Annotated in this window: 14 protein-coding genes; 10 read left to right on the top strand and 4 right to left on the bottom strand. The window is 58.0% G+C overall.

The window, feature by feature from the left end; genetic code table 11:
* Positions 1 to 451: 451 nt before the first annotated feature.
* Positions 452 to 3,097, top strand: coding sequence for a hypothetical protein (locus tag GNX18_RS05500; RefSeq protein ID WP_166215996.1), 2,646 nt, complete (start codon positions 452 to 454; stop codon positions 3,095 to 3,097).
* Positions 3,098 to 3,169: 72 nt separating this feature from the next.
* Positions 3,170 to 5,602 (top strand): hypothetical protein, encoded by a 2,433-nt coding sequence (locus tag GNX18_RS05495; protein ID WP_166215993.1) that lies wholly within the window; start codon positions 3,170 to 3,172, stop codon positions 5,600 to 5,602.
* A gap of 79 nt (positions 5,603 to 5,681) precedes the next feature.
* On the opposite strand, the gene GNX18_RS05490 is transcribed toward GNX18_RS05495, so the two are convergent.
* Entirely contained in the window at positions 5,682 to 8,051 is a 2,370-nt protein-coding gene (locus GNX18_RS05490) for a sensor histidine kinase (RefSeq protein WP_138234606.1), read from the bottom strand.
* Positions 8,052 to 8,268: 217 nt separating this feature from the next.
* Between GNX18_RS05490 and GNX18_RS05485 the strand changes: the two genes are divergently transcribed.
* The 4 genes from GNX18_RS05485 (at position 8,269) to GNX18_RS05470 (ending at position 14,399) form a co-directional block, all read left to right on the top strand.
* Entirely contained in the window at positions 8,269 to 8,955 is a 687-nt protein-coding gene (locus tag GNX18_RS05485) for an ABC transporter ATP-binding protein (RefSeq protein WP_166220390.1), read from the top strand.
* Positions 8,931 to 11,414, top strand: a complete 2,484-nt coding sequence (locus GNX18_RS05480) for an ABC transporter permease (RefSeq protein ID WP_166215990.1) — start codon at positions 8,931 to 8,933, stop codon at positions 11,412 to 11,414. Before GNX18_RS05485 ends, GNX18_RS05480 begins: the two co-directional genes overlap by 25 nt.
* The gene (locus GNX18_RS05475) at positions 11,407 to 12,483 is read left to right on the top strand and encodes a lipocalin-like domain-containing protein (RefSeq protein WP_166215987.1); all 1,077 of its coding nucleotides are present in this window, start codon (positions 11,407 to 11,409) and stop codon (positions 12,481 to 12,483) included. Before GNX18_RS05480 ends, GNX18_RS05475 begins: the two co-directional genes overlap by 8 nt.
* Positions 12,484 to 12,653: 170 nt before the next feature.
* A complete protein-coding gene (locus GNX18_RS05470; RefSeq protein ID WP_166215985.1) occupies positions 12,654 to 14,399 on the top strand; it encodes an Eco57I restriction-modification methylase domain-containing protein in 1,746 nt (581 codons plus the stop codon).
* Here the strand turns inward: GNX18_RS05470 and GNX18_RS05465 are convergent.
* Both GNX18_RS05465 and GNX18_RS05460 read right to left on the bottom strand, forming a co-directional pair.
* A complete protein-coding gene (locus GNX18_RS05465; protein WP_138234602.1) occupies positions 14,389 to 15,498 on the bottom strand; it encodes a nuclease in 1,110 nt (369 codons plus the stop codon). The two genes, GNX18_RS05470 and GNX18_RS05465, sit on opposite strands and share 11 nt — an antisense overlap.
* A 13-nt stretch (positions 15,499 to 15,511) precedes the next feature.
* Positions 15,512 to 15,739 (bottom strand): helix-turn-helix domain-containing protein, encoded by a 228-nt coding sequence (locus GNX18_RS05460; RefSeq protein WP_138234601.1) that lies wholly within the window; start codon positions 15,737 to 15,739, stop codon positions 15,512 to 15,514.
* Between the two features lie 402 nt (positions 15,740 to 16,141).
* Between GNX18_RS05460 and speB the strand changes: the two genes are divergently transcribed.
* Complete coding sequence (speB, locus tag GNX18_RS05455) at positions 16,142 to 17,059, top strand: agmatinase (RefSeq protein WP_166215982.1); 918 nt, start codon at positions 16,142 to 16,144, stop codon at positions 17,057 to 17,059.
* Between the two features lie 207 nt (positions 17,060 to 17,266).
* Positions 17,267 to 19,456, top strand: coding sequence for an OsmC domain/YcaO domain-containing protein (locus GNX18_RS05450; protein ID WP_166215979.1), 2,190 nt, complete (start codon positions 17,267 to 17,269; stop codon positions 19,454 to 19,456).
* 221 nt (positions 19,457 to 19,677) lie between these two features.
* On the opposite strand, the gene GNX18_RS05445 is transcribed toward GNX18_RS05450, so the two are convergent.
* Positions 19,678 to 20,619: a porin gene (locus GNX18_RS05445; RefSeq protein WP_166215976.1), complete on the bottom strand. Its 942-nt coding sequence runs from the start codon at positions 20,617 to 20,619 to the stop codon at positions 19,678 to 19,680.
* Positions 20,620 to 20,919: 300 nt separating this feature from the next.
* On the opposite strand from GNX18_RS05445, the gene GNX18_RS05440 reads away from it, so the two are divergent.
* Positions 20,920 to 23,448, top strand: coding sequence for a DNA internalization-related competence protein ComEC/Rec2 (locus tag GNX18_RS05440; RefSeq protein WP_166215973.1), 2,529 nt, complete (start codon positions 20,920 to 20,922; stop codon positions 23,446 to 23,448).
* 58 nt (positions 23,449 to 23,506) lie between these two features.
* Entirely contained in the window at positions 23,507 to 24,130 is a 624-nt protein-coding gene (locus GNX18_RS05435; RefSeq protein ID WP_138234594.1) for a MotA/TolQ/ExbB proton channel family protein, read from the top strand.
* Positions 24,131 to 24,151: the final 21 nt, after the last annotated feature.

Raw genomic sequence — 24,151 nt, 5'->3', positions numbered from 1 at the left:
TTGTCCAGTTCTATCGTGCCTGATTAGCGCAGCACTGCTGGCCAGGCTTTTTCTCTGGCGCAAAACCCGACATTTGTCGGGTACCCGCCTGTCCGAATAAGACGTAAATTATCCGCATTGTTTGGGTTTACGTTCTTGTACATCGGGAGACTCTTTACGCTCAAGCGTTGGCCTTTTCTGTTTTTACCAGAAAGGGCTTTTTTATTTTAAGCGTTCAGCAATATACCCGATAACCATATCTCATGTTTCAGAATTCTGAAAATTTTCAAGTTAATTTGTGCCCAGATGGTTATTTACACGGTTATTTACACGTTTATTCAAACGGTTATTTACACGGTTGCTCAAGCGATTATTCAAATGGCTGTTTATACGGTTAGTTAAACAGTGCCACATGGTTATCTCATACCTTTATATCCACTATCGATAAGCTCGCATTATGGGAAAAACAGGAATGCTCACGGGAATAATAAAATGGCGTCACCTGCTGGTGATACTACTCCTCACAACTCTGACCGCCTGCGGCGGCGGTAGCAGTGGTGGCGGCGAGAGCGCCGAACAACCTTCCGGCGAAGTACCCTCTGAGACGCCGCCGGAAGCGGAAGATCCACCGGAAGCGGAAGATCCACCGGAAACGGAAGATCCACCGGAAACAGAGGAGCCTCCGGAAACCGAAGAGCCCCCGGAGACGGAAGAGCCTCCAGAAACTGAAGAACCGCCCGCACCTGATACTGCGCCGGATGCATTCTCTTTCGAAGCGCAGTCGGATGTCGCATTCAGCGAAGTGATCGAATCCAACGCTATTGTTGTTACTGGTACAGATTCGTCGGCACCGATCAGTGTAGTGGGTGGCGAATACGCTATTGATGGTGGCGACTTCACCAGTGCTGAAGGCACCGTGGAACCCGCTCAAAGCGTACAGCTGAGACTGATCTCTGGCGACTCATTCGGTGTAGTCACCAGCATGACACTGACCATCGGTGGTATTAGCGCTGAATTTACGGTGACCACTTTGCCGGATTCTGCCGCCCCGCAAGCCAGTGTGCATTTCCCGCTGCCCGTCTCTTCCACTACCAGCCAGACCATCATCGTGCGTGGAACCGCCGTGGACGAGGAAGAGAGTGAAATTGTCAGCGTTCTGGTCGAAGACGTTGCTGCAACCAGTGACGACGGCTTCGCTACCTGGCAGGCCGAAGTGCCTGTACCGCTGGGGAGAACCACTCTGCATGTCACCACCGAAGACAGTGCTGGCAATATTGATACCGATGCCGCCCATTTTCAGCTGACGTCAGGCACTTTGGCAGGCGCCTTTGCCTCGCCGACAGCCATAGAGTTTGATGCGGAGAACAACCGCGCCCTGGTCGTTGACGCCGGGTTGGACGCGTTGATCGCGGTGGATCTCACCACCCGCGTGCGCACGATTATTTCTGCTGAAAATGTCGGCATCGGCCAACCTTTCAGTCAGCCGGAATCGCTGGCATTTGATGCGGCCAACAACCGTGTTCTGGTGATCGACAATGCCGCTGGTGGTGTTTTGTTCTCGGTGAATCCGGCCACGGGTGATCGCACTGTGCTTTCCAGCAGCACTGTGGGCGGCGGCGATGTGAGTTTCAGTTTTCCGTCCGCGGTAGCCTTGGACACTGACCGCAACCGCGTGCTGGTACTGAACAACCAGTTCGAAAATGCCAGCCAGTGGACTGTGTACGCAGTGGATCTGGATACCGGTTTTCGCACCCGTTTGGATACCGGCGGAGTGCTCTTTAAAGACCCGGAAGATATTGCCGTCGATGCGCTCAATAGTCGCGCGCTGGTGGTGGATTCCGGCAGGCGCTCGGTGATCGCCATTGATTTTGCCACCGGTGCGCGCACCAACTTGTCCGGATTTACCCAGGGCGGAAGCCTTATCGGCGGGGGCGACAACATTTTCGATTCGCCGGTGTCCATCAGCATGGATGCGGCCAACAACCGCGCGCTGGTAATGGACGCCACCATTGATGACAGCGGGGCCCTGTTCGGCGTGGACCTGACCTCCGGTTTTCGCAAAGTGCTCGCCGGTCCCCGTACAGGTGGCGGTTTTGTCGGCTCCAATAGTCCCGCGTTTAAAACGCCGGTTTCCGTGGTGCTCAATAGCAATAGCAGCCGTGCCCTGATTCTGGATGATGACACCGACATTATTCTCAATGTAGCCACAGACGGGAGCGGAACACGTCGCCTGATCGACAATCCGGGGACCAACGCACTGATTCAGAATGCGACCGGTATGGGCATCGACGCCGATCAACGCGCCGTGTATATCGCTGATATGACCCGCGATGTCCTGATGGCAGTGGACCTGCGTAGCGGTGCGAAAACGTTGATTTCCATCGGTACATTAGAAAGCCAGGGCCCGGCATTCGACTTGCCCTCGGGTGTCGTGATTGATGATGAAAATAATCGTGCCCTGGTCTCCGATGTCGCGATGGGCGTTCTGGCGGTGGATCTGAACAGTGGTATGAGAACCCGTCTCGCGGGTGGGGGCAACGGTTCCGGGGCTACGCTGGAGCAACCGACGTCGATCACTCTGGACGCGGTCAATGAGCGCGCCCTGGTGGGAACGAGCTCACTGCACCCTCTAATTGCTTTCATGGATCTGTCCACCCTCCAGCGCACGACGTTAACCGGTAACGGCGCTGGCAGTGGTGTGGAACTCAACGGAGCACGCGACATTATTATGGACGCGGAAAATCACCGGGCCCTGGTGATGGACCGCGACAGCTCCATCCTTGCCGTCGACCTGACCACTGGTGAGCGCACCACACTCTCCGGAAACGGAGTAGGTGAAGGTGCGGCTCTCGAGGGGCTTCAGAGCGCCGTGCTCGATAAAACGAATAACCGGTTGCTCGTGGCGGACTTCATCGCAGAAACCGTCGTTGCCGTGGACCTGGTCAGCGGTGACAGGACCGTGTTGTCCGGTGCTGGCGTTGGTAGTGGCGCCAGTCTGGACTTCCCTACTGGCATTCAATTACTGGATAACGACATCGCGGTGGTGCTGGATCCCAATGTTCATGAAGTGTTCGCCGTGGACCTGATTACCGGAACGCGCACAACCGTGACGCCCTGAGCCGGGTAACCGTTTGTCTGTGTGATTCATAAATTCGACGCAACAAATTGTATTGCAGTAGGGGGAAGTAGTATGGGTATGTTCGTAGTGATAGGGCGCTGGTTGTTGGCAGCCAGCCTGGTAGTTTGGTTGACCGGCTGCGGTGGCGGTTCCGGAGGTTCCGGCGATTCTGTAGCAGAGAACCCGACGCCTTCTGAGCCGGACCCCTCCACGCCGGAAGAAGACGGTGGAGATGAGAATGACGATGGCGATGAGGGGGACGGGGACGGTTCTACGCCGCCCGAAGAAGCGGCGAATGAGCCGCCGGTAGCCTCTATTCAGTTCCCGCTTTCCGGCAGCCGGACCACCGGCGCATCCATCAGTGTGCGCGGTACGGCTAGTGATCCGGATGGCGATGCCATTACTTCCGTCACTGTGAATGGTGTGTTGGCCGACACCGACGACGGCTTTGCCAGCTGGCGGGTTCCCAGCCTTTCTCTGCCGGCGGGCACCGATACGCTGGAAGGTCTCGTGCAGGATGCTCGCGGTGAGGTAAGCAGTTTCAGCCTGACTGTCGAACAGGTCGAAAACCCCGGACCCGCATTGATCGCGCCCCATGGCCTTGCCTTCGATTCCGCCAATGGTGAGCCGCGTCTGCTGGTCGCCGATGATACTTCGACCTGGGGTGCCGGTGCTTTGCTGGCCCTGGAGTTGAACGACGGGCCAAACCTCGGGCGCCGCAGCGTCATTGGCCAGAAGGGGGATGGCAATGGCATCGATTTTTACCAGCCGGTAGGGGTAGAGTTGGATACTGCCGCCAATCGGGCCCTGGTGCTGGATTTTGGCGCGCTTGCGTACGGGAATGGCAAGGTGATTGCGGTCGATCTTGCGACACAGGCGCGAACGCTGTTGCTGGACGGGCTCAACTTTCCGCTATCGCTGGCGTTTGATGCCACCAACAACCGGGCCTTGATCGGTGATTCAGGCAATGCTGACAAGCTGTTGGCACTGGACCTGGACGACCTGGCATCCGGCACCTCGACCGTTGTCAGTGCCGGGTTTCCCTCATCTATCGACCTCGACTCTGGCAATCCGGATCGTGCCCTGATGGTGGACGGTCTGGTCAATGTTGAAGCGCTGTTCGATGTTGATTTGACTGCGAAAAGCAAAACCAAGATTGCGACCTTTGCCGATCCGGACGTCGTGGCATTTGACCCGGCAGGTGGTGGCGACCTGGCCGTGGTTACCGATGGCGATGCGTTCTTCAGTGTTAACCTGAATGATGGCAGCAAGACGCTGCTGTCCGGTACAGACAGTGAGGGCGTAATAATCGGGAAAGGGCCGCGATTCCGTTCAATTGAAGACATATTGTTTGATCCCACCGACCCCAGCCGGCTTTGGGTAGCGGATGGCTACCTGAAAAAGGTCTATGTGGTGGATGTCAACAGTGGCGATCGGTCAGTGCTGGCAAACAGCTGGGGCCAAGGCCCGAACTTCTTTGCTCCCACCCAGGTAGCCCTGCTGCCCGGAGCCTCCGCCGATCTGTCGCCATCGCTGGTAGTGCTGGATGATATCCGGAGTTGGAGCGGCAGTGAGTTTTACCGGGTAGACCTGACACCCGGCAGCGCTCTTGGCGACCGCGTGCTGCTGTCCGGCTTCGATGCGGATAACCCCAACCAGATTCGCGGTTCCGGCCCGGAACTGAGCTGGCCGGAAGATCTGGTGGTCGAGGCGGACGGGCGTATGCTCGTGCTGGATGGCGAAGATGACGAAGCCGTGATCGTCGCAGTGGATACGCAAAGCGGCGACCGCTCGATCCTGTCCGGTAAGGATGCAGCGGGGGATCTCATCGGCGCTGGGCCCGCATTCAATGGTATTCAATCCCTGGCGCTGGACGCTGCCAACAATCGGCTGTTCGCTGCGCAGAGGGGGGCGTTGTTTGCGGTGGATCTGGAGACGGGAGACCGCACCCTGATTTCGGCGGGCGCTGGCGAAGATCCGGCAACGGATATCGGTTCGGGGCCGGCATTTACTGCGCCGCTCTCGCTGGCGCTGGATGCGGATAATAATCGCCTGCTGCTGCTGAACGGCGCTTATTCCCCTGGCAGCGGGAAACTGATGAGTGTGGGTCTGGCGACTGGCGACCGCGTGGTAATTGCCGACTCGGTTACTGGCGCCGGCGATGTAATGCAGTACCCAGTGTCCGTCTCTCTGGATGCCGCCAACAACCGTGTCCTGATGTTGGACGCGTTGTCCGGCAAATCCGCCATTGTTGCCGTGGACCTCGACACCGGCGACCGCAGTGTGATTTCCGGTTACGACCTGGGCCCGGATGGAGAGCGCAACAGCGGCGATGAGCAACTGTTCGGCGGCGGCAGTCCTTTTAACCCCGAAGCGGATCTGGCAGATGCGGTACTGGATGCCGGGCAGCGGATACTGTACGTCACCGACAATGCCAGCGGCAGCCTGATCGCGGTGGATATCGACAGCGGCGACCGCGTGTTGGTATCCGGGTTTGCGTTTTGATCCAGGACCGACACCCGCAGAGCGCAGGTGTCGATGAGATGGACCCGGGGTGACGCGTATTTTCAATCACCGGGCCCGGTCATGATACCGGTACTGATACTGGTATATCTGGGCCCAGGTTCATGGCGTCTCCCTGTTGCCGCAATGCGGTGTTGAGCAGGGCTCGAAGCTGGGCGGCAGGAGGGATGGCAGGCAGCCTTATCCACGATATTGGAAGAGGCTGCACGCCATCGCCAACACAAGCACAAACCAGTCGTCCGGCCAGTTGCGCCTGTGTATCGGCGCACACTGACGTCTGTGTCAGAAAGCGGGGCTCGCAGAGCAGCAGCGATAGCGGCTCGGAACCTTTACTGACCGCCTCCAGTGAGCGAAATGATACTACCTTGCAGGACCATTTCCGGAAGCGATCCGACAGGTCCGTTTTCAGTGTTTCATCCTCTATCACCAGCCCGACAACGACGGGCATTTGCTGTTCTGGTTTGAGGGCTGCCGGGCTGCTGATCGCCTGCTCTCGCCTGGGAACGGTAATACTAAAGCAGCTGCCTCGGTCGGGAATGGATACGACCGTTACCGGGTGCTTCAGCAGTTCGGCAATATGCCGGACGATGGACAGACCAATGCCGGCCCCCGGTGTTGTTGCAGCATTTATTCCTGAGCGCTGATAAATATCAAAAATCTGCTCCCGGGCGGTGTCGTTGATACCGCAACCGGTATCCAGCACCTGAATCACGACATGGCTGCCACGCCGCCGGCAACCGACCACCACCTTACCTTCATTGGTGTATTTCACGGCGTTGGAAATCAGGTTCCTCAGCATGCGGCTGAGCAGAACCGGGTCGCTGGATACGCTAAGCGAACAGGGCTGGAAGTGGATCTCGATACCTTTCTCTTTCGCCAGCATCTGGAATTCGTACTGTAAATGGGAGAATGCATCGGTAAGGGAGACTTTCTGATAATCCGGTGTGATGGCTCCCGATTCCAGCTTTCCCAGATCCATGATTGCGTGGAAAGCTTCTTTCATCTGCCGATGGGTGCTTTTCATGCGATAAAAGATTTTCTTACCGTCCTGGTCATGGATGTGCGGCTGTAAATGATCCAGAAAAATGCTCATGGAATTGAGTGGCTGACTCAAATCGTGACTGCTGTGGGCAATGAACTGGGATTTGGCCAGGCTCATGAACTCGGCCTTTAGCTTTTCCTCACGCAGGGAGCGAAGGCGCAGGATCAGTGCTCCGGCGTGCAGAACCAGATGAGCAATATGGATATAAAGCACATGGATCATCTTGTAGGACTCGGTGACGCTCTGTACATTCTGCGCCGGTCCGTGGATGACCATAAGCACCTGTATCAGCGAGAGCACCATCGGGAACCAGCCAAGCAGATAGATGATGTAGTAACTGCCTTCAGCGCGAACCCTGGCGATACCTGAGCCAAGGATACAGAAGGAGACAAGCAGGTAGTTCGCAGCAAACAGGCGTGCGGTTGTGGTGAGGGGGAGTAGTGCGCTGAGCGTCAACATGGCGACAGACGTGACTGCCGCCGCGATGAAACATTGAAACCAGAATCCGTCGCGACGATTGATCTTCAAAAAGCTGGCGGCAAAGGCCAGTTGACCTAGAGTGGTTGAGGACGCCAATATCCAGAAGGCAGGGCCTATCTCGTAGTCCCACTGCCAGAGAATAACGGGAATGCTGCTGTGTTCCAGATAATAAAGCAGCATCAGCAGCGCAGCGAGCGAGGCCCAGAAAAAGGGTGTTTCGCGAGTGATCGTCCAGCAAATCAGGCCCAGTAGAATAAAGCCGAGCGTAATACCAATGGCGAGATAATAGGTAAGGTTGAGCCAGGTAACCCAGCTATCGTACTCCTGGGCACTCATCAGGGCCATGTAGGGGTGCCAGGTGTTGTGCTTTGCCGTCACCTCGACTACCAGCAGAAACGCTTCCCCGGGCTGCAGGGTGATGGCCGTCGCCCGCCCGATGGGGTTTACGTCAGTTCCATCAGCGAAGCCGGTGTTTTTCAGTGTGTGGATGACCCGGCTATGGTCACTTTGAATCAATATTCTGGGCTGCTGAAAGCCAAAGTTGCTGATATGGAAAACCCAGCGGCTTTCTCTCGTATCGTTCACGGCACGGGTATAGAGCCAGTAGCGCTCGTGCTGCCTGAAATCCGGTTTCAGTGAAATGGAGAGCGTCTGGGGAATCTGCATTGCCGCCTGCTCCAGAGTCATACCTGGTGGCGCGGGAATAAAACCGGATGAATGTTCCCGCGATACCAGAGGGTAACGGGTCGTCGTATCCGTGAGAGTAAAGGGAGAGAAATCGCTGTCTGCCTGCGCGGTGTGCATTCCCATCAGTAAGGCCAGCAGCAGGCAGCAGGCCGGTATCGCGCAGCGACGGATTAAAGTACTAATCCCGGGCCAGCTTGTCAGGCATTGTCGTTGTTGTTTCATGCTGTTCCATGCGGCTGATGGACAGCCGCCCTTCCCATGAGCGGGGCAGAATGCCGGGCACCCCGGATGAAGTCAAACATATCAGTATCGCTTCAATGCCAGCGTCAAACGGAATGCCGTTGATATCGACAGCGGCGACCGGGTGCTGGTCTTCGGTATTGTTTCTGGTGGGGTAGACTTGTTTGCGTCATCAGCTATCAGCCAGTCCTACCAGCCTATGAATGATGCCTTGATACAGGCAGAGAATCTTTACTGCGCATACCGCAATGGCGCGGAGCAGATTGCTGTTCTGCGTGGGTTGTCGCTTGAACTGCGCCGAGGTGAAGCGGTGGCGGTCATAGGGCCTTCAGGTTCGGGCAAGAGCACGCTGTTGAACCTTCTCAATGGCCTGCTGCTGCCGGACAGCGGCATGTTGCGGGTGTTCGGTCGCGCCCATTCTGATCTGACGGACAGCGATTGGGCGGAGTTGCGCCGCACTCGCATTGCCACGCTGTTCCAGGATGGCAACCTGATTCCCACTCTTACTGTTTCCCGCAATATTGTTTTTCGCGCCGGGCTGGCGGGTCTGGAAACCCATGAAGGCGAAGTGCTACTTGCGCGCCTGGGTATTGCCGAGGTTGCGCATCGCTATCCTGACCAACTGTCCGGTGGTCAGCGCCAGCGAGCGGCGCTGGCGTGTGCGTTTGCGATGCAGCCAGAGCTGATACTGGCCGACGAACCCACCGGTAGTCTCGATTACGCCACCGCCCAGCGCGTGGCGCCGCTATTCTTCGACGCGATCCGCGAACGCGCGCTGGGCGCGCTGATCGTCACTCACAATCCTGAATTGGCGCAACGCTGCGACCGGATTCTTGAGCTGCGGGAAGGAGCCCTGCACCTATGGGACTCGGCACTGTCTTCCTGAGCCATTACCGTCGCCATCCGGGGCAATTGGCTGGTCTGCTGTTGATTCTGGTGTGCGCCGCCATGCTCTGGAGCGGCGTTCGCTCGTTGACGGCAGCGGCAGGAAATGCGGTGGCTGACTCCACGGCGGTGTTGGAGCCACTTCTGAGTGTGGTGCGGGTGGACGGTGAGCCGTTGTCGGTGGAGGATTTTGCGCGGTTGCGTCGCGCGGGGCTTTGCGCATCGCCGCGTTTGGAGGTGCGCTTCACAACGGGTGAGAGTGAGGCGCCGGTTGTGATTGGCATCGACCCCTTAAGTGCCGCATGCCTGCGAAAATACCGCCAGCGGCGGGGCGAAAGAGCATTGGCGGAGGGTGCGGCGTCCGTGGCGAGCACCTTGATGGCCGGGTTGGCGGGTTCCGATCATCCGCTGCTGTTGGGCAGTGCCAGCGATCTGGCGCGCTGGCGGCAGTTGTCGCTGCCGGGTGTAGAAGATATTGAGACAGATGTAATCGACGGTGTGCCGCGCGGGCAACTGTTTGCGGATATTTCAGTCGCCGCGGATCTGGCTGGGGCTGGGCACGGCAGGCTGCAGATTCTATTGCCCGCGGCGGAGGTGGAACGGGTACCGCTTCCCGCCGCTTATCGCGCCGAGGTCGAAGACTACGGGGTGGAGCCGGATCCACTGGTGGAGTCTTTCCTGCTGAGTCTCGATGCCCTGGGGGCGCTGATGCTATTGGTGGCCGCACTGCTGGTGCGCAGTGTCTACCGCTTTGCGCTGGAACAGCGCCGCCGCAGCCTGGAGATTCTGATTCGCCTCGGGGTGACGGTGGGGAGATTGCGTATGGCCCTGATCGCCGAGGTGCTGCTGATTGCGCTGGCCGGCGGTACGGTTGGAATGTGGCTCGGCGAGTGGCTGGCATCGGCGATGGCCACGGGGTTTGAGAGCACGCTCAGCGGTTTGTTCAGTGTCGACACCCTGGTCATGCGCGCGCCCACACCGGAAACCTGGCTCGGCATGGTACTGATCCTCGCGGTGGTGGTCGGTTGGGCCTGTGTTGATTTGCTGTTGCTGGGGCGAAGAGATCGGCACGGCGGGTTACACGGCAGTGGGATTCAAGCGGGCGGCCCCCAAACGGATACCGGCGCGACGAGCCGCTGGCGGGGGCTGTTGGCACTGGTGCTGCTGGTGCTCTCGTTGATCGGCTTGCGGGAGGCCGGCCATTTGTGGCTGATATTTCTCGCTGCCCTTGGCTGTCTGATGGGCGCCGGTCTACTGCTGCCTGATCTGCTGAACAAGCTGCTCGCCTGTGCGGAGCGCCGCTGCCGGCGGCCGCTGTTGGAGTGGTCCTGTTCCGAGATGCGCGCGCTGTGCAGACTGTTGAGCCTGCCGTTGACCGCATTGGCATTTGCTATCGCCACCGCCATCGGCGTGCACGCGATGGTCACCGGCTTTGAATCCACCTTTGCCCGTTGGCTCGACCAGCGCCTGCAGGGCGATCTCTATCTGGACCCCGGTGTGCCAGTGGCGACGGAGGAGTGGCGCGCTCGGCTGCGGCAGATACCCGGGGTAACCAGCGTCTTGCCTATGGTGCGCACCCGTGCCTTGTTGTATTCAGCGCGCGCCGGTCAAATTAGTACGGAGCAATCGACGACGGATCTGTTGCCGGTAGATGTGTTGGGGGTAGACCCGGCCTCGCCGCTGTTGCAGGCGTGGCCCTTCCTTTCTGAAATACCGGATCTCTGGGCGGAACTGGCTCGGCGTGGAGTGCTGATCAATGAGCAACTGGCGCGCCGTCAATCGATTGCTGTGGGAGATCGCATCCGCTTTCGCCTGGGTGCAAGGTCGCACACGCGCGACGTCATCGGAATCTATGCCGATTACGGTAGGCCCGAGGGGGAGTTGATGCTGCCGCTGGCCATGGTGTCTGATGCGCTGCCTGACCGCTATTCCACCTTTGTATTGGGCGCTGCCGACATTCATAGCATCCCCTGGCAAGATTGGCCGCAGCAACACCCGTGGCTCGGGCGCAGCCGCCTGCGGGATCAGGCCGGTTTGAAGCGGTCCGCCAATGCGGCGTTTGCGCGCACTTTTCAGATGACCCGTATGTTGAACGTACTCACGTTGGCACTGGCCGGCACCGTGCTGGCGCTGATGGGACTGGTGATATTCCGACTGCGGCAGGGTAGTTACACTTTGCTGTATGTCTACGGTGTGCGGTGTAAACCGTTGCGACTGCGTCTGATTGGCCACAGCGTGTTGGTCACCGGGCTGCTGGCGTTGCTGGCGATTCCGTTGGGTGTTTTTCTCAGCTGGGTACTGGTGGCACGGGTCAATCCCGCGGCGTTCGGCTGGGCGCTGCCGCTGCATTTTTACGCCGGTTTTTGGTTGCAGGTGTGGTTGGTGTGCCTGCTGATTGGCGCAGTTGTCGGTGTGCTGGTGGGCAATCCGGTGCGGCTGGAGACACTGAAAAATGAGTAACGCGGGCCGCCTTCTTCTGGTGTTTTTGTTGTTGACCGGCTGCGGGAGAGGCGCCGAGCGGGAAACCTGGTTCAACGCGCTGCGCGAACCGCCGGCGGGGTTCCATCAGGCAGCACCGGGTATGAGCGTGCATCTGCCGCGGGATATGGGTCCGCACCCACAATATCGCCTGGAGTGGTGGTATCTCACGGCCAATCTGCGCAGTATCGACGGCAAGCAATTTGGCGTGCAGTGGACACTGTTCCGCACCGGGATTCGCCCCGGTCCATATTCCGAGCCGGTGCCGGGTTGGCACCGCAATGAGATCTGGTTTGCCCACGCCGCGCTGAGCCGCCCTGGTGAACACCACTTCGTCGACCGCAGTGCCCGCGGCGGCACTGGTCAGGCCGGGGTAACGCCGCAGCCATTCAGAGCCTGGATCGATCACTGGCAGCTCAATGCCCTCAATGAGAATACCTGGGTACTGGACGTGGCCGGTGAGGGCTTCCGCTACCGTCTGCAATTAGAGCCTCAGCTACCTGTGGTACTGCATGGCGAGCGCGGCTTCAGCGCCAAGTCTGGCGGTGGCGGGGGTTCGATGTACTTCAGTTATCCATTGCGGGTGAGCGATGGCGAGATCGAAGTCTCCGGTGAAAAATTTGCGGTAAGCGGGCAGGGCTGGTTCGATCGCGAATGGAGCAGTCAGTACCTGAAGTCGGATCAGCAGGGGTGGGACTGGATGGCGCTGCACCTGGACGACGGACGCCATCTGATGCTGTTCCGCGTGCGCGGCGCCGAGGATTTCCAGTCCGGAACCCTGGTCGCTGCCGACGGCCGTGCGCAAACCCTGAAGGGAGACGCCTTCAGCCTGCAACCCATCGCCTATCTCGACAGTCACTTTGGCGAAGTACCGGTAGTCTGGCAATTGACGGTGCCCTCTATCGAGCTGGACCTCGAAATCCGGTCCTGGCCCGGCGATTACTGGAACCGCGGTGTCACGCGCTACTGGGAGGGGCCAGTCTCGGTATCCGGCAGCCATAGGGGGGAGGGGTATTTGGAAATGACTGGCTACGGGCATAGTCAAAATTAGTGGAAACCGTTCTTCCTTGGAATAGCTCGCTCTGCATCAGGTGTTCCTTTATCCTTCGTTCCCCTGGCCGCCCCAGGGGGTAACGTGAGGGCGGTATAAGGATTAAGCAATTTCCAGGCGCATCACTGGATGTGCCACTGAACGTTGAGCTTCAACGAGACTGGTGAGTAATGAAGAGAAGTCGCAATTCGTCGGATCAGCGTTATGCGCACGTTGAATCGAGAAAACAAGAGGGGGCGCACTATACCCCTGACATAATTGCTGACTTTATTGCCGACAATATGATTGCCAGTGCGAAACTGGGAAAAGAAGTCTGTATCGCCGATCCGGCCGTGGGCGATGGTGAGCTGCTGATCAGTCTATTGAAGCGACTTGGCAAAAAATCAAAAAAGAACATCCGCGTGTTTGGGTTTGATACTAATCGGAAGTCGCTGCAGATCGCGGAAACGCGCATACGGGCAGTGTTTCCGGATGTAAACCTGACGCTTCTGAATCGGGATTTTCTGCAGGTTTGCCTGGAGAAAGGCGGCTTAAGCAATAGTGGCGACCTTTTTGCTGGCGACGATATCCCGCCTTTCGATTTGTTGATCGCCAACCCTCCGTATATTCGTACCCAGGTTCTGGGTGCGGATCATGCCCGGCAGCTGAGCAAGTGTTTCGGTCTTAAGGGGCGTGTCGATATCTATCAGGCGTTTCTGATCGCTATGAAAGCGGTCATGAAGCCCGACGCCATCTGTGGTGTGATTGTGTCCAATCGCTTTATGACGGTGAAGGGCGCGGAGAAATTCCGGGAAAAACTGTACGAGTCGTATTCGATCCTCGGTGTATGGGATTTCGGTGATACGCGGGTTTTTGATGCCGCTGTTCTACCTGCCGTCATTATTATGTCTACATCGGCGGCCTCGGACAGGACAAATAGTATCCCTTTTTCGTCGGTGTATCTGGCGGATGGGGAGGCATCAGAGGGTAACCTTCCGCATGTTAGAAATCAGGTGGAAGCGTTGCAGTGCGAAGGGTTGGTTTCCGCTCCAACAAATACGTACCGGGTGTCACACGGTATCCTGACGTTTGACGTGAACCCCGGCAGTGTATGGCGGCTTGAGTGCGCAACTTCGGAGCAGTGGCTGAAAAAAGTAAGCGCAAAAACCTGGTGTACATTCAAAGACGTGGGGAAGATCCGGGTAGGAGTGAAAACCACCGCCGACAACGTGTTTATCCGCCAGGATTGGAAAGCCGAGGTGGGTGTTAAACCGGAATTGTTGATGCCATTAACGACACATCATGTGGCAGGGCACTTCCGCTGTAACGACAAACCCAAGAAAACCATTCTCTATACACACACCGTGGTAAATGGGAAAAGAGCTTCGGTGGATCTGGCCAAGTACCCGCGCTCTAAAAAATATCTTGAAGAACACCGTGAACAACTGGCCGGGCGCAGCTATGTCATTAAGGCGAAGCGTCAGTGGTTCGAAATATGGGTGCCGCAGAACCCGGCACTATGGAAGCGGGAAAAGGTTATTTTCCGGGATATTGCTGAGCATCCCACCTTTTGGATGGACGAAGAGGGAACAGTCGTCAATGGCGACTGCTACTGGATGCTGCGCGACAATACCAGTATGCCGGAAGATATTCTGTGGCTGGTGTTGGCGGTCGCAAACTCGACGTTCATCGAACGATTTTATGACGTGAAGTTCCAGAACAAGCTCTACGCCAACAAGAGACGCTTTATAAGCCAATATGTGGAACAGTTTCCTCTGCCAGATCCATCAGGAAAGCGTGCGCAATCACTGATCAACCTGGCAAAAGAATGCTACCTGGAAACGCGGTCGGATAAAAAGCGGTCCCTGGAAGCCAGAATTGACAAGCTGGTATGGACCGTATTTGGCGTTTCCATGCGATCCGATGTTACGGATTGAAAACCGACTTCCCGTTGATGCCCTGGAAAAAGGTCATCGGAATCGTTCTTTGGCACTTGTAACTCTTTTCCGACACATAGGTAAAGTATCGGCCCAGTTTGTCGCCAGTGCACAGTACGCCGCCTTCAACAATGCCGCTTGCCGGGTTGGTGAAGGCGATGAAATAGCGCATGTTGCGTGTGTTGAAGCCGCCGCATTTCGGGACGCTTTCCAAAAACTCGGGAGAATAAAGTCCAAGATCGACGGTTTGGGCGTCCTGCACCTTCACTTCCAATGCCTGGTTTCTTATATCCGGGTAGCCGCCGATAAGTCCACTGCCGCGCATTTTATAGCCAAAGCTTTTCAGGAAAAGAGACTCGAGAACCTGCCCCCTGTTTTTGGTGGCACCGGGGCTGATGGTTTGGCCAATAATCTGCTTTGCAACAATATCTCTGATGGTGGATATCGGGAGTAGGGATTCGTGGGTGGGTTCGTCGTGGATACTGTAGTTGCTGAGATTGCGGATGTTGTCGGGATTCCCCACCTGTTCTGCTTCATCGAAGAATAGGAGTCCGCCTGTATTCTCCAGTATCTTCTCGCGGGAATGCTGAGAAATCATAAGCTGGTTTTTCACGGTGGGGCGCCCGAACTGCCCGAATTTCTTGACAATGTAATCCGGGGTGAGAACGACGATGCCGGTGATGATATTGAGCGTGGCGTCGACTTTAGCAAGCACAAAGCGAATCTCACTGGAATTCAGCTGCGTGCCTTCATCGTACTCAATTTGAACCGATTGGGAGTCGGGGTTTCTATTCCAGACTTGTAAGTTGTAAGAAGTCCCGGTAGAGACAACATAGGTGTCAATATATTCCAGCAGTATTTTGGGAACGCCCTTTTTCCTTGGCGGTATTATTTTGAAATCGCCGGAAGTAGCTGCGCTGGGTGGGGAGTCGGTAGCCAGTATGCTCCCGATCAGTTTTCTGAGGTTGGCGCCATCGGTCCTTGGTTTGCCGGAAAGTTTGAAAGGACGGTTGATCAAAGTCTGCAGTTTTTTCGCCAGATCCTGCGGAGAGGTCAGCTGATCCTTTGAGGCCGGCGGCCGCTTCAAAATTTCTTCCATGAAATAAAGTCTTCTATTTGTGTTTGCTCAACAGAGTGGGTACATCCACGTTAAGCGCGGCGGCTAATAACTCGAGTGAGCTTAAGCTCACGTTTCTCTCTCCGCGTTCGACAGCGCCTACGTAGGTGCGGTGAAGGCCGCATTCATTCGCGAGATCTTCTTGTGAAAAACCTCTTGATGTACGGAGGTGCTTGATGTTCTCGGAGAGGATTGTCGTTAATTCGCTGCTTGGCTTTCGCATCGGAGGTCCCGTGAATTCAAAAAGGATTAAAAGTGCATGATGCCTTTAGATCTACAGACTATAAGTAGCAATTCGCGGTGCGCCAAACGGCCTTCATTTGTGAAAGATTGATGTGGATTGGGGGCTCGTGAAGGCGGACTGGTTGGTCACAAAATCCGCGCGGCGCGACGTCTCAATGCTTGCAAGTTAACCGCCTTCGGGCATACTTCGCCGGCGGTTAAGTCCGTCGTCGCAAACATCACGACACCTAAACTTGATGTCCGTTCTGGGCGCTGGGAATCCCAAAACGAGAGTGTTGCCATGGCATCGCCTCGTACCCGGCTTCCGCCCGAGGGGTCCTGGCATTAGTCCCTATTTTGTCCGCGCTGTGGAGCATAGCCGGATTGGACACAGGAAACTCTCATGACTGATACCCGATTCTTGTCTGAATTCTCGAATACCTACGCCAATATCTTTTCATTCTGCGGCCTGCCGCTGTCCCGCGACCTTGCCGGGGCGGATGCCGTGGTGATGGGCGTGCCGTTTGATCTCGCCACCACTGGCCGTTCCGGTTCCCGTTTCGGTCCCTCTGGCGTGCGCCAGGCCTCCGCGCAATTGCGCTGGGAGCACAAGCGTTGGCCCTGGCCCTTTGCACTGGGCGACAAGCTCAAGGCCATCGACTACGGCGATATCGTGTTCCGCGATGGCGACAGCGCGGCCATGGCGGCGCTGGTGGAGCAGCACGCGGACCACATTGTTTCCGCCGGCAAGACCCTGCTGACCCTGGGGGGGGACCATTTCATCACACTGCCACTGCTGCGTGCGCACGTGCGCAAGCACGGCCCGGTGGCACTGTTGCACTTCGATGCCCACACGGATACCGAGGCCACCGATTTTGTCTACAACCACGGTGCCATGTTCCATCACGCCGTGCGGGAAGGGTTGTTGGATACCGAGCGCAGTATTCAGGTGGGTATTCGCACCGAGTACACCGTGGCGCCCCATCCCTTCGAAGTGCTGGATGCGGCCTGGATGAACAACCACTCCCTGGAACAGAACCTGGAGCGCATCCGCGCCCGGGTAGGGGGGGCGCCGGTGTATCTGAGCTTCGATATCGACTGCCTGGACCCGGCCTTTGCGCCCGGTACCGGCACGCCGGTGATGGGCGGCCTGACCTCAGATCGCGCGCTGCAGATCATCCGCGGCCTGGGCGACCTGAACATCATCGGCATGGATGTGATGGAGGTGGCGCCGTGCTATGACCACGCGGAAATCACCAGTCTCGCCGGTGCCACCCTGGCGCTGGAGATGTTGTACCTGCTCGCGGCTCGCAAAAAGTAACCTTCAGGTATCTCTAATCAGAGTCATTCCCGCGCAGGCGGGAATCCAGAAGTACTGTGGCAACTGGACCCCCGCCTGCGCGGGGGTGACGAGCAGTGATTTTTAGATGTATCCATCTGCCATTCGAGACGAACTACCCTGAAATCTGGATAATGCGCGCCCGTGCCCTCGGGCGCGCCACATTCACAGATGCCGGTAGTTCGCCCCATGGAAATCAACGTCAACTTCCTCGACAACCTCAGACTTGAAGCCAAGTTTGACGACTTCACGGTCATCACCGACCAGCCTATCCGCTACAAGGGTGATGGCTCGGCGCCGAGTCCGTTCGACTATTTCCTCGCCTCTTCAGCGCTGTGTGCCGCGTACTTCGTGCGGGTCTACTGCCTGTCGCGAAACATCCCCACCGACAATATCCGCCTGTCCCAGAACAACATCGTCGATCCGGAAGACCGCTACAACCAGATCTTCAAGATCCAGGTTGAGCTGCCGGAGGATATTTCCGAGAAGGATCGCCAGGGCATTCTGCGCTCCATCGACCGCTGTACGGTCAAGAAGGTGATCCAGACCGGGCCGGAGTTCCAGATTGAGGAAGTGGAAAGCTTGACAGAGGATGCGCAGGCGCTGCTGATGGTGCAGCCGGATGCCGAGCACCAGACCTTTATCGAGGGCAAGGACCTGCCGCTGGAGCAGACCATTGCGAATATGACGAAGGTTCTCGCCGACCTGGGAATGAAGATCGAGATCGCCTCCTGGCGCAATATCGTGCCCCACGTGTGGTCGTTGCACATTCGCGACGCGGCTTCTCCCATGTGCTTTACCAACGGCAAGGGCGCAACCAAGGAGAGCGCACTGTGTTCCGCGCTCGGCGAATTTATCGAGCGCCTGAACTGCAATTTTTTCTACAACGACCAGTATTTCGGCGAGGAGATCGCCAACGCCGCGTTCGTGCACTACCCGAACGAAAAGTGGTTCGAGCTTACTGATGACGACGCGCTGCCGCCGGGCATCCTCGACGAATACACCCGCGGCATCTACGACCCGGAAGGCGAGCTGGCGGGTTCCAACCTGATCGATACCAACTCCGGGCGCATTGATCGCGGTATCTGCTCGTTGCCGTTCACCCGCCGCTCCGACGGCGAGACGGTGTACTTCCCCTCCAACCTGATCGAGAACCTGTTCCTCAGCAACGGCATGAGTGCGGGCAACACCCTGGCGGAAGCGCAGGTGCAGTGCCTGTCGGAAATTTTCGAGCGGGCGGTGAAGAAGGAAGTCATTGAGCAGGAGATCGCGCTGCCGGACGTGCCGCGCGACGTGCTGGTGAAATACCCGGAAATACTGCAAGGCATCGAGGAGCTGGAGAAGCAGGGGTTCCCGATCCTGGTGAAAGACGCCTCCCTCGGCGGCCGGTTCCCGGTCATGTGCGTGACCCTGATGAACCCGCGCACCGGCGGTGTATTTGCGTCCTTCGGCGCGCATCCGAGCCTGCCTGTGGCGCTGGAGCGCAGTCTTACCGAGTTGATGCAAGGCCGCAGTTTCGAAGGCCTGAACGACGTGCCGCCGCCCACGTTCAACAGTCTGGAAGTGACCGAACCGCACAATTTTGTGGAGCACTTTATCGACTCTACCGGTGTGGTGTCTTGGCGCTTCTTCAGCGCCAGTGCCGATTACGAATTTGTGGAGTGGGACTTCTCCGGCAATCACCACGACAGCAACGACACCGAGGCCAATCGCCTGTTTGCCATCCTCGAGGAGATGGGCAAAGAGGTGTACATGGCCAGCTACAGCGAACTTGGCGCGCCGGCCTGCCGGATTCTGGTGCCGGGTTACTCCGAGGTGTATCCGGTGGAAGACCTGATCTGGGATAACACCAACAAGGCGCTGGATTACCGTGAGGACATCCTCAATCTGCACCGCCTTGACGATGACGCGCTAGAGGATCTCGTGGAGCGCTTGGAAGAAAGCCAGCTCGACAATTATGAAAAGATCACCACCTTGATCGGTGTCGAGTTCGACGAGAACACTGTGTGGGGCCAGCTCACCATTCTTGAACTGAAACTGCTGGTGTGTCTGGCGCTGCAGCGTTACGAGGAAGCGCAGGAGTTGGTGGAGAGTTTCCTGCAGTACAACGATAACACCGTCGAGCGCGGACTGTTCTACCGCGCAGTACAGGCGGTATTGGAAATTGCGCTGGACGATGATCTGGAATTGGACGATTACATCGTTAACCTGCGGCGCATGTTTGGCGAAACCACCATGGAGGCCGTGGTGGGATCGGTGGATGGCAGTGTGCGTTTTTACGGCCTTACACCCACGAATATGCAGTTGGAAGGCCTGGATAAGCACCTGCGTCTGATCGAGAGCTACAAGAAACTGCACGCGGCGCGCGCGGCAGTTTGATTGCTCTCGTTGTAGGAGCCTGCTTGCAGGGCCGGACACCGCTCCGGGGAGGGCTGCTTGGCACGGGGCCTGAATGTTCGCCTGCAAGCAGGCTCCTACAGGGATGTTCATTTCTGGCTGTGTGGCTGGGCCGGAGCGCAATTTGTAGGAGCCTGCTTGCAGGCGAACGGTCCGGAGCACGGAAGAGTTCGCCTGCAGGCAGGCTCCTACAGGGGAGTGGGTTAGAATTTGAACTCGGTACCGATACCGAAGTAGTTGCGCTCGTATCCGTCTGCGGCAGTTTCATCGGTGTAGAAGGTGAACACCTTGGCCGCCGATGAAAGTTTGTAATCGAGTCCCAGGCTAAACGTTTCGCCATTGTCCTTGATGATGTCGGACTGGCCGTACTGGGCTTTCGCGGTCCAGTTGTTGATCTTGTACGCCACAGAAGTCATCCACCCGTCCTGCTTGCTGTGGTCTGCTTTTTCCTGTTCCTCGTACAGCGCACCCAGCTGGAGGTTGCCGAAGCTGTACTGGGCAACCAGGCGATTCACATTCCAGTCATTGGCTTCCACGTCCTGATCAAAAGCGTAGGCCAGGTACACGCCGTTGTTGTCATAGGCGAGCGATACTGAGGTGCCGTTGTCGCGGGTGTCGATCAGGTTGTTTTCGCTGTCAAAAATCTCCGCATCCTTGTTGCTGATGTAGGCCGCTGACGCCCTGAAGCCGGCGAAAGAAGGCGTTGTGTACTGCAGGTTGTTGGATTCGCGATTGTCGCTGCGGGTAATCAGGCTTTTGATATCGCCTTCCAGGTCGTTAAACAGGTCGACACGGTTCTGGGCTTCTTTCAGGGGCGTGTCAAACTTGCCCCCGATCACCTGACCGAAACCGCCCTCGAGGCCCGCATAAATGTTGCGCTGGCTGAAGGTTTCTTCCGCTTCACCGTCGATATCTACTTCGTATTCCATCTTGTAGATACCCTTGATACCGCTATCCAGCGGCAGCTCGCCTTTCACGCCCAGGCGGGAGGCGTTGCTTTTAATGTCGGTATTGGCGCCGTCACCCTCGTCGTTGGACTGGAAGGATGCATTGGCCTTGCCGTAAAAGGTGAACACGTCGGACTGGGCAAGGGTTGGAACAGGAAGCGCAGCGGCCAGTGCCAGAGTGAACGCGGTCTTTTTCATGGTCGGTCTCGTAGAGTGACTTAACGGGGTGAGCCATAGCTCGGATGCCGCGCAGTTTGCTGCTCTTTTGTTACAAACATGTGAAAGATGAAAGGTTGGTGTAAGTTTTGTTGCGGCGTCGCCGTTTAAAATCACCAAAAGTCACGAATGTCTTTTCCGGTGTGAATTGTTGCTGCTTGAACCACGCAAGTTGCTCCGTTCTAATCCCAGGATGTGGTCGAAGGGTCATGGCGCAGGAAGCGATGAAATGGCCGGCTCGACGTAAAGGCAGGCCGAAGAAATTGGAATTCAGGGGGCTCGGTGAAGGGATTGCGCGGGTCGTTCGCGGCCTTGTGGTCGCTGGCGCTGGGGATTGGCCAGGTGGCATTCTGGCCCGCGCTGCCGTGGGATGCCGACACCGCGGCAGCTCTGGCCCTTGGGGTCATATCAGTCGCTTTGCTGGCGGTTATCGGCGGCTGGCTTTCCCGGTTTGCGGCCGCGCCGCGTTTTGCACTCTGCTATCTGCTGTTGCCGTTTGTGCTTGGAAGCTGCTGGGCGCTCCAGGCAAATCACCAATCTCTTGCCGAGCGCCTGCCCCTGGCACTGCACGGTAAGGATCACAAGGTTACCCTCGAGATCGAAGGCCTCCCGGAAGCTTCGACGGCGGTTGCCAATTTCGGATCGCCCGGCGTCGTTCCGGGATTCTTCGACAGTCGCTTCCGCGCGCGGGTGCGGGACTCTGAGCGGCGGGAGTTTGTCGGCAAGCGCCTGTTGCTGCGCTGGTATCGGGTGGACCCCGATACCATGGCGAAGATGATTCCGGGCAGTCGCTGGAGCATGACGCTGCGCCTTAAGCGCCCGCGAGGCAGTATCAATCCCCATACGTTTGATTACGAAGCCTGGTTGCTGGAGCAGGGGATCTACGCCACGGGTTACGTGCGTGAGCGCGGTGCCGCGCCTGAGTACCTTGGTGTGGAGCGCGGTGTCGGGTCTCTGGTCAGCGGCCTGCGCGAACACCTGCGACGGCAGATTACCGCGCCCGATGCCGGTGACCACGCGCTGAAGCAGGAAGAATTGATCCGCGCCCTGCTGCTGGGGGATACGGGCGGGGTGGACTCCGCAACACAGGATCTGTTGCGCAGAACCGGTACGGCGCACCTGCTGGCGATTTCGGGGCTGCATGTGGGCATGGTGGCGGGGTTCTTCCTGCTCTTGGGTGGTCTGGTGAGCCGGGTGGTGGGCATTTTCCGACCGCATAACCCTCTGTTGGTCGCCGGCGCTGCCGGCCTGGCTGCGGCGATGGCATACACCCTCGTCAGCGGTGCGCCTCTGTCAGCCCAGCGCGCGCTCATCATGACGACGATTGCCATCGTTGCACTGGTGTTTCGCCGCAGATTCGGCGCAGGTCTGGCGTTTGTCACAGCGCTGGCCTGTGTGTTGCTGCTGCAGCCCCTTGCGCCTCTGAATGCCGGTTTCTGGCTTTCGTTTGTCGCAGTGGGTGCGCTATTGCTGCGTTTCCGTGGGCGGAGCAGCGGCGAAGATGGCGAGACGGCGGGGCAAGAGCGGCCCCGTATTCAAGTGTTTCGACCCCTGAATTATCTGCGTACCGCGCTGCAGAGCCAGTGGGCAATTCTTGTCGGTCTGGCGCTGCCGTCTATCTTGATCTTCGCCGGGGTCAGCCTGAGCGGTTTGCTGCTCAATCTTATTGCGATTCCCTGGGTTGGGTTCACCATTTTACCGCTGATTTTTCTCGCCGCTCTGACACCGGCGCCGCTGCAGCTGGGGTTGTGGCGGCTGGCGGATATCCAGCTGGGCTGGCTGCTGGATTTCCTGGCCGTCGCCGATAGCGCTTTGCCGGGATGGCAGTCACTCCCGCTTCCCTCCCATCTGATCCTGCTTCTCGCGCCGCTCAGTTGCGGGGTATTGCTGTTACCACGCGGTCTACCGGGGCGCGCCCTCGGCTGGGCGCTTCTGCCGGTGCTGCTGGTGGGGTTGTTGCCCTGGACGCGGCCGTCAGAACCGTATCTGGCACTGACGGTGCTCGATGTGGGGCAGGGCCTTGCGGTGGTTGCTGCCACCGAACGGAAAACGCTGGTATTTGATACTGGCGCCAGCTCTGGTAGTGGCTGGAGTGCGGGCCGCAGCATTGTGGCGCCGTTTCTGTTGGCGGACGGGCGCCAGCGGCTGGATGCGCTGGTGGTAAGCCACGGCGACCGCGACCACGCCGGTGGGGTGCCGGGCGTGATGTCGCAGCTACGGGTCGACACTCTAATTGCCCCTGGGACACTGGCGTCGCGATGGCCGGGGGCCGCAACATCAAGCCCCTGCGTTGCCGGCGGGCGGGAGTTATGGGGCGAGCTGCACATCGAGTGGTTGTGGCCGCGCACCTCAGGGTTGAGCGGGGATGAAAACGACCACAGCTGTGTGGCCCTGCTCACCTGGCGCGGTGTGCGGATACTACTGGCCGGCGATATCACCAGTAATGTCGAGGCTCAGTTGCCAGCCCGTTATCCTGCGTTTGCTCCTGTGGATCTGCTGATCGCCCCGCACCACGGCTCGCGCACATCCTCATCACCCGCGCTGCTCGACTGGGCACGGCCGGCGCGGGTGGTGTTCAGTGCCGGCTTCCGCCACCACTTTGGCCACCCGCACCCGGAAGTGGTGGCGCGCTATCGGCGGTTGCCGGCGCAGCAATTCAATACCGCTGACAGCGGAGCGGTCCGCTTTCACTGGGATGGGAGCGGACAGTTGAATATTGAGCGGGCGCGCGCGCGAGGGCGCTTTTGGTATGCGGATCACAGCAATAAAAAAGTTAACAATCAGGCACTTAGCCATAGTGGTGAGCTGTGATAAAGTGTTTGGTCTTCAAACCATAACAAATCCGTTCCGCAGTCGGGGCTCATAAAACGTGTTAGAAATCATCAAGTCCGGCGGCTGGTTGATGCTGCCAATCCTGCTCTGTTCCGTGGCTGTTATCGCCATTTTTATCGAGCGTCTGTGGACGCTGAATGAGCGCAAGATCGCTCCGCGGGCGCTGTTGGGCGACGTCTGGAACAGCCTGAAAAACAATCAGTTAACCACAGACAAAATCCGTGAACTGCGGGATTCCAGTCCTCTGGGACGCATTTTTGCCGCGGGCCTGTCCAACTCCAAACATGGCCGCGAGGTCATGAAAGACAGTATTGAAGAGGCTGCCAGCCAGGTGGTGCACGAGTTGGAGCGCTTCCTCAATGTGCTGGGCACCATCGCCGCGGTTGCACCGCTGATCGGCCTGCTGGGCACTGTGGTGGGGATGATCCAGGTATTTACGGCGATCATGCTGGAAGGGACCGGTAACGCGGGGGTGCTTGCGGGAGGTATTTCCCAGGCTCTGATCACCACTGCGGCGGGCCTGAGCGTTGCGATTCCGGCGCTGATGGCGCACCGCTACTTCCAGCGTCGGGTGGATTCCATTGTCGTCACCATGGAGCAGGAAGCCGTAAAACTGGTGGATGCGCTGCACAGCGACCGCCGCGTCGAAGCTGCAGCCTGAGCGCTTGGCCGAACCATCAGG

The sequence above is a fragment of the Microbulbifer sp. SH-1 genome (assembly GCF_011326135.1).
GTDB lineage: Bacteria > Pseudomonadota > Gammaproteobacteria > Pseudomonadales > Cellvibrionaceae > Microbulbifer > Microbulbifer harenosus.
The sequence above is the reverse complement of the archived record's forward strand: the minus strand, read 5'-3'. Positions and strand labels throughout refer to the sequence as shown.

Excerpts from the sequence above, each read along its gene's own strand:
- GNX18_RS05485 (WP_166220390.1), top strand. The coding sequence starts at position 8,269 with ATGAATGATGCCTTGATACAGGCAGAGAATCTTTACTGCGCATACCGC.
- GNX18_RS05460 (WP_138234601.1), bottom strand. The coding sequence starts at position 15,739 with ATGCGAAAGCCAAGCAGCGAATTAACGACAATCCTCTCCGAGAACATC.
- GNX18_RS05470 (WP_166215985.1), top strand. The coding sequence starts at position 12,654 with ATGAAGAGAAGTCGCAATTCGTCGGATCAGCGTTATGCGCACGTTGAA.
- GNX18_RS05445 (WP_166215976.1), bottom strand. The coding sequence starts at position 20,619 with ATGAAAAAGACCGCGTTCACTCTGGCACTGGCCGCTGCGCTTCCTGTT.
- GNX18_RS05490 (WP_138234606.1), bottom strand. The coding sequence starts at position 8,051 with ATGAAACAACAACGACAATGCCTGACAAGCTGGCCCGGGATTAGTACT.
- speB (WP_166215982.1), top strand. The coding sequence starts at position 16,142 with ATGACTGATACCCGATTCTTGTCTGAATTCTCGAATACCTACGCCAAT.
- GNX18_RS05480 (WP_166215990.1), top strand. The coding sequence starts at position 8,931 with ATGGGACTCGGCACTGTCTTCCTGAGCCATTACCGTCGCCATCCGGGG.
- GNX18_RS05495 (WP_166215993.1), top strand. The coding sequence starts at position 3,170 with ATGGGTATGTTCGTAGTGATAGGGCGCTGGTTGTTGGCAGCCAGCCTG.
- GNX18_RS05450 (WP_166215979.1), top strand. The coding sequence starts at position 17,267 with ATGGAAATCAACGTCAACTTCCTCGACAACCTCAGACTTGAAGCCAAG.
- GNX18_RS05465 (WP_138234602.1), bottom strand. The coding sequence starts at position 15,498 with ATGGAAGAAATTTTGAAGCGGCCGCCGGCCTCAAAGGATCAGCTGACC.
- GNX18_RS05500 (WP_166215996.1), top strand. The coding sequence starts at position 452 with ATGCTCACGGGAATAATAAAATGGCGTCACCTGCTGGTGATACTACTC.
- GNX18_RS05475 (WP_166215987.1), top strand. The coding sequence starts at position 11,407 with ATGAGTAACGCGGGCCGCCTTCTTCTGGTGTTTTTGTTGTTGACCGGC.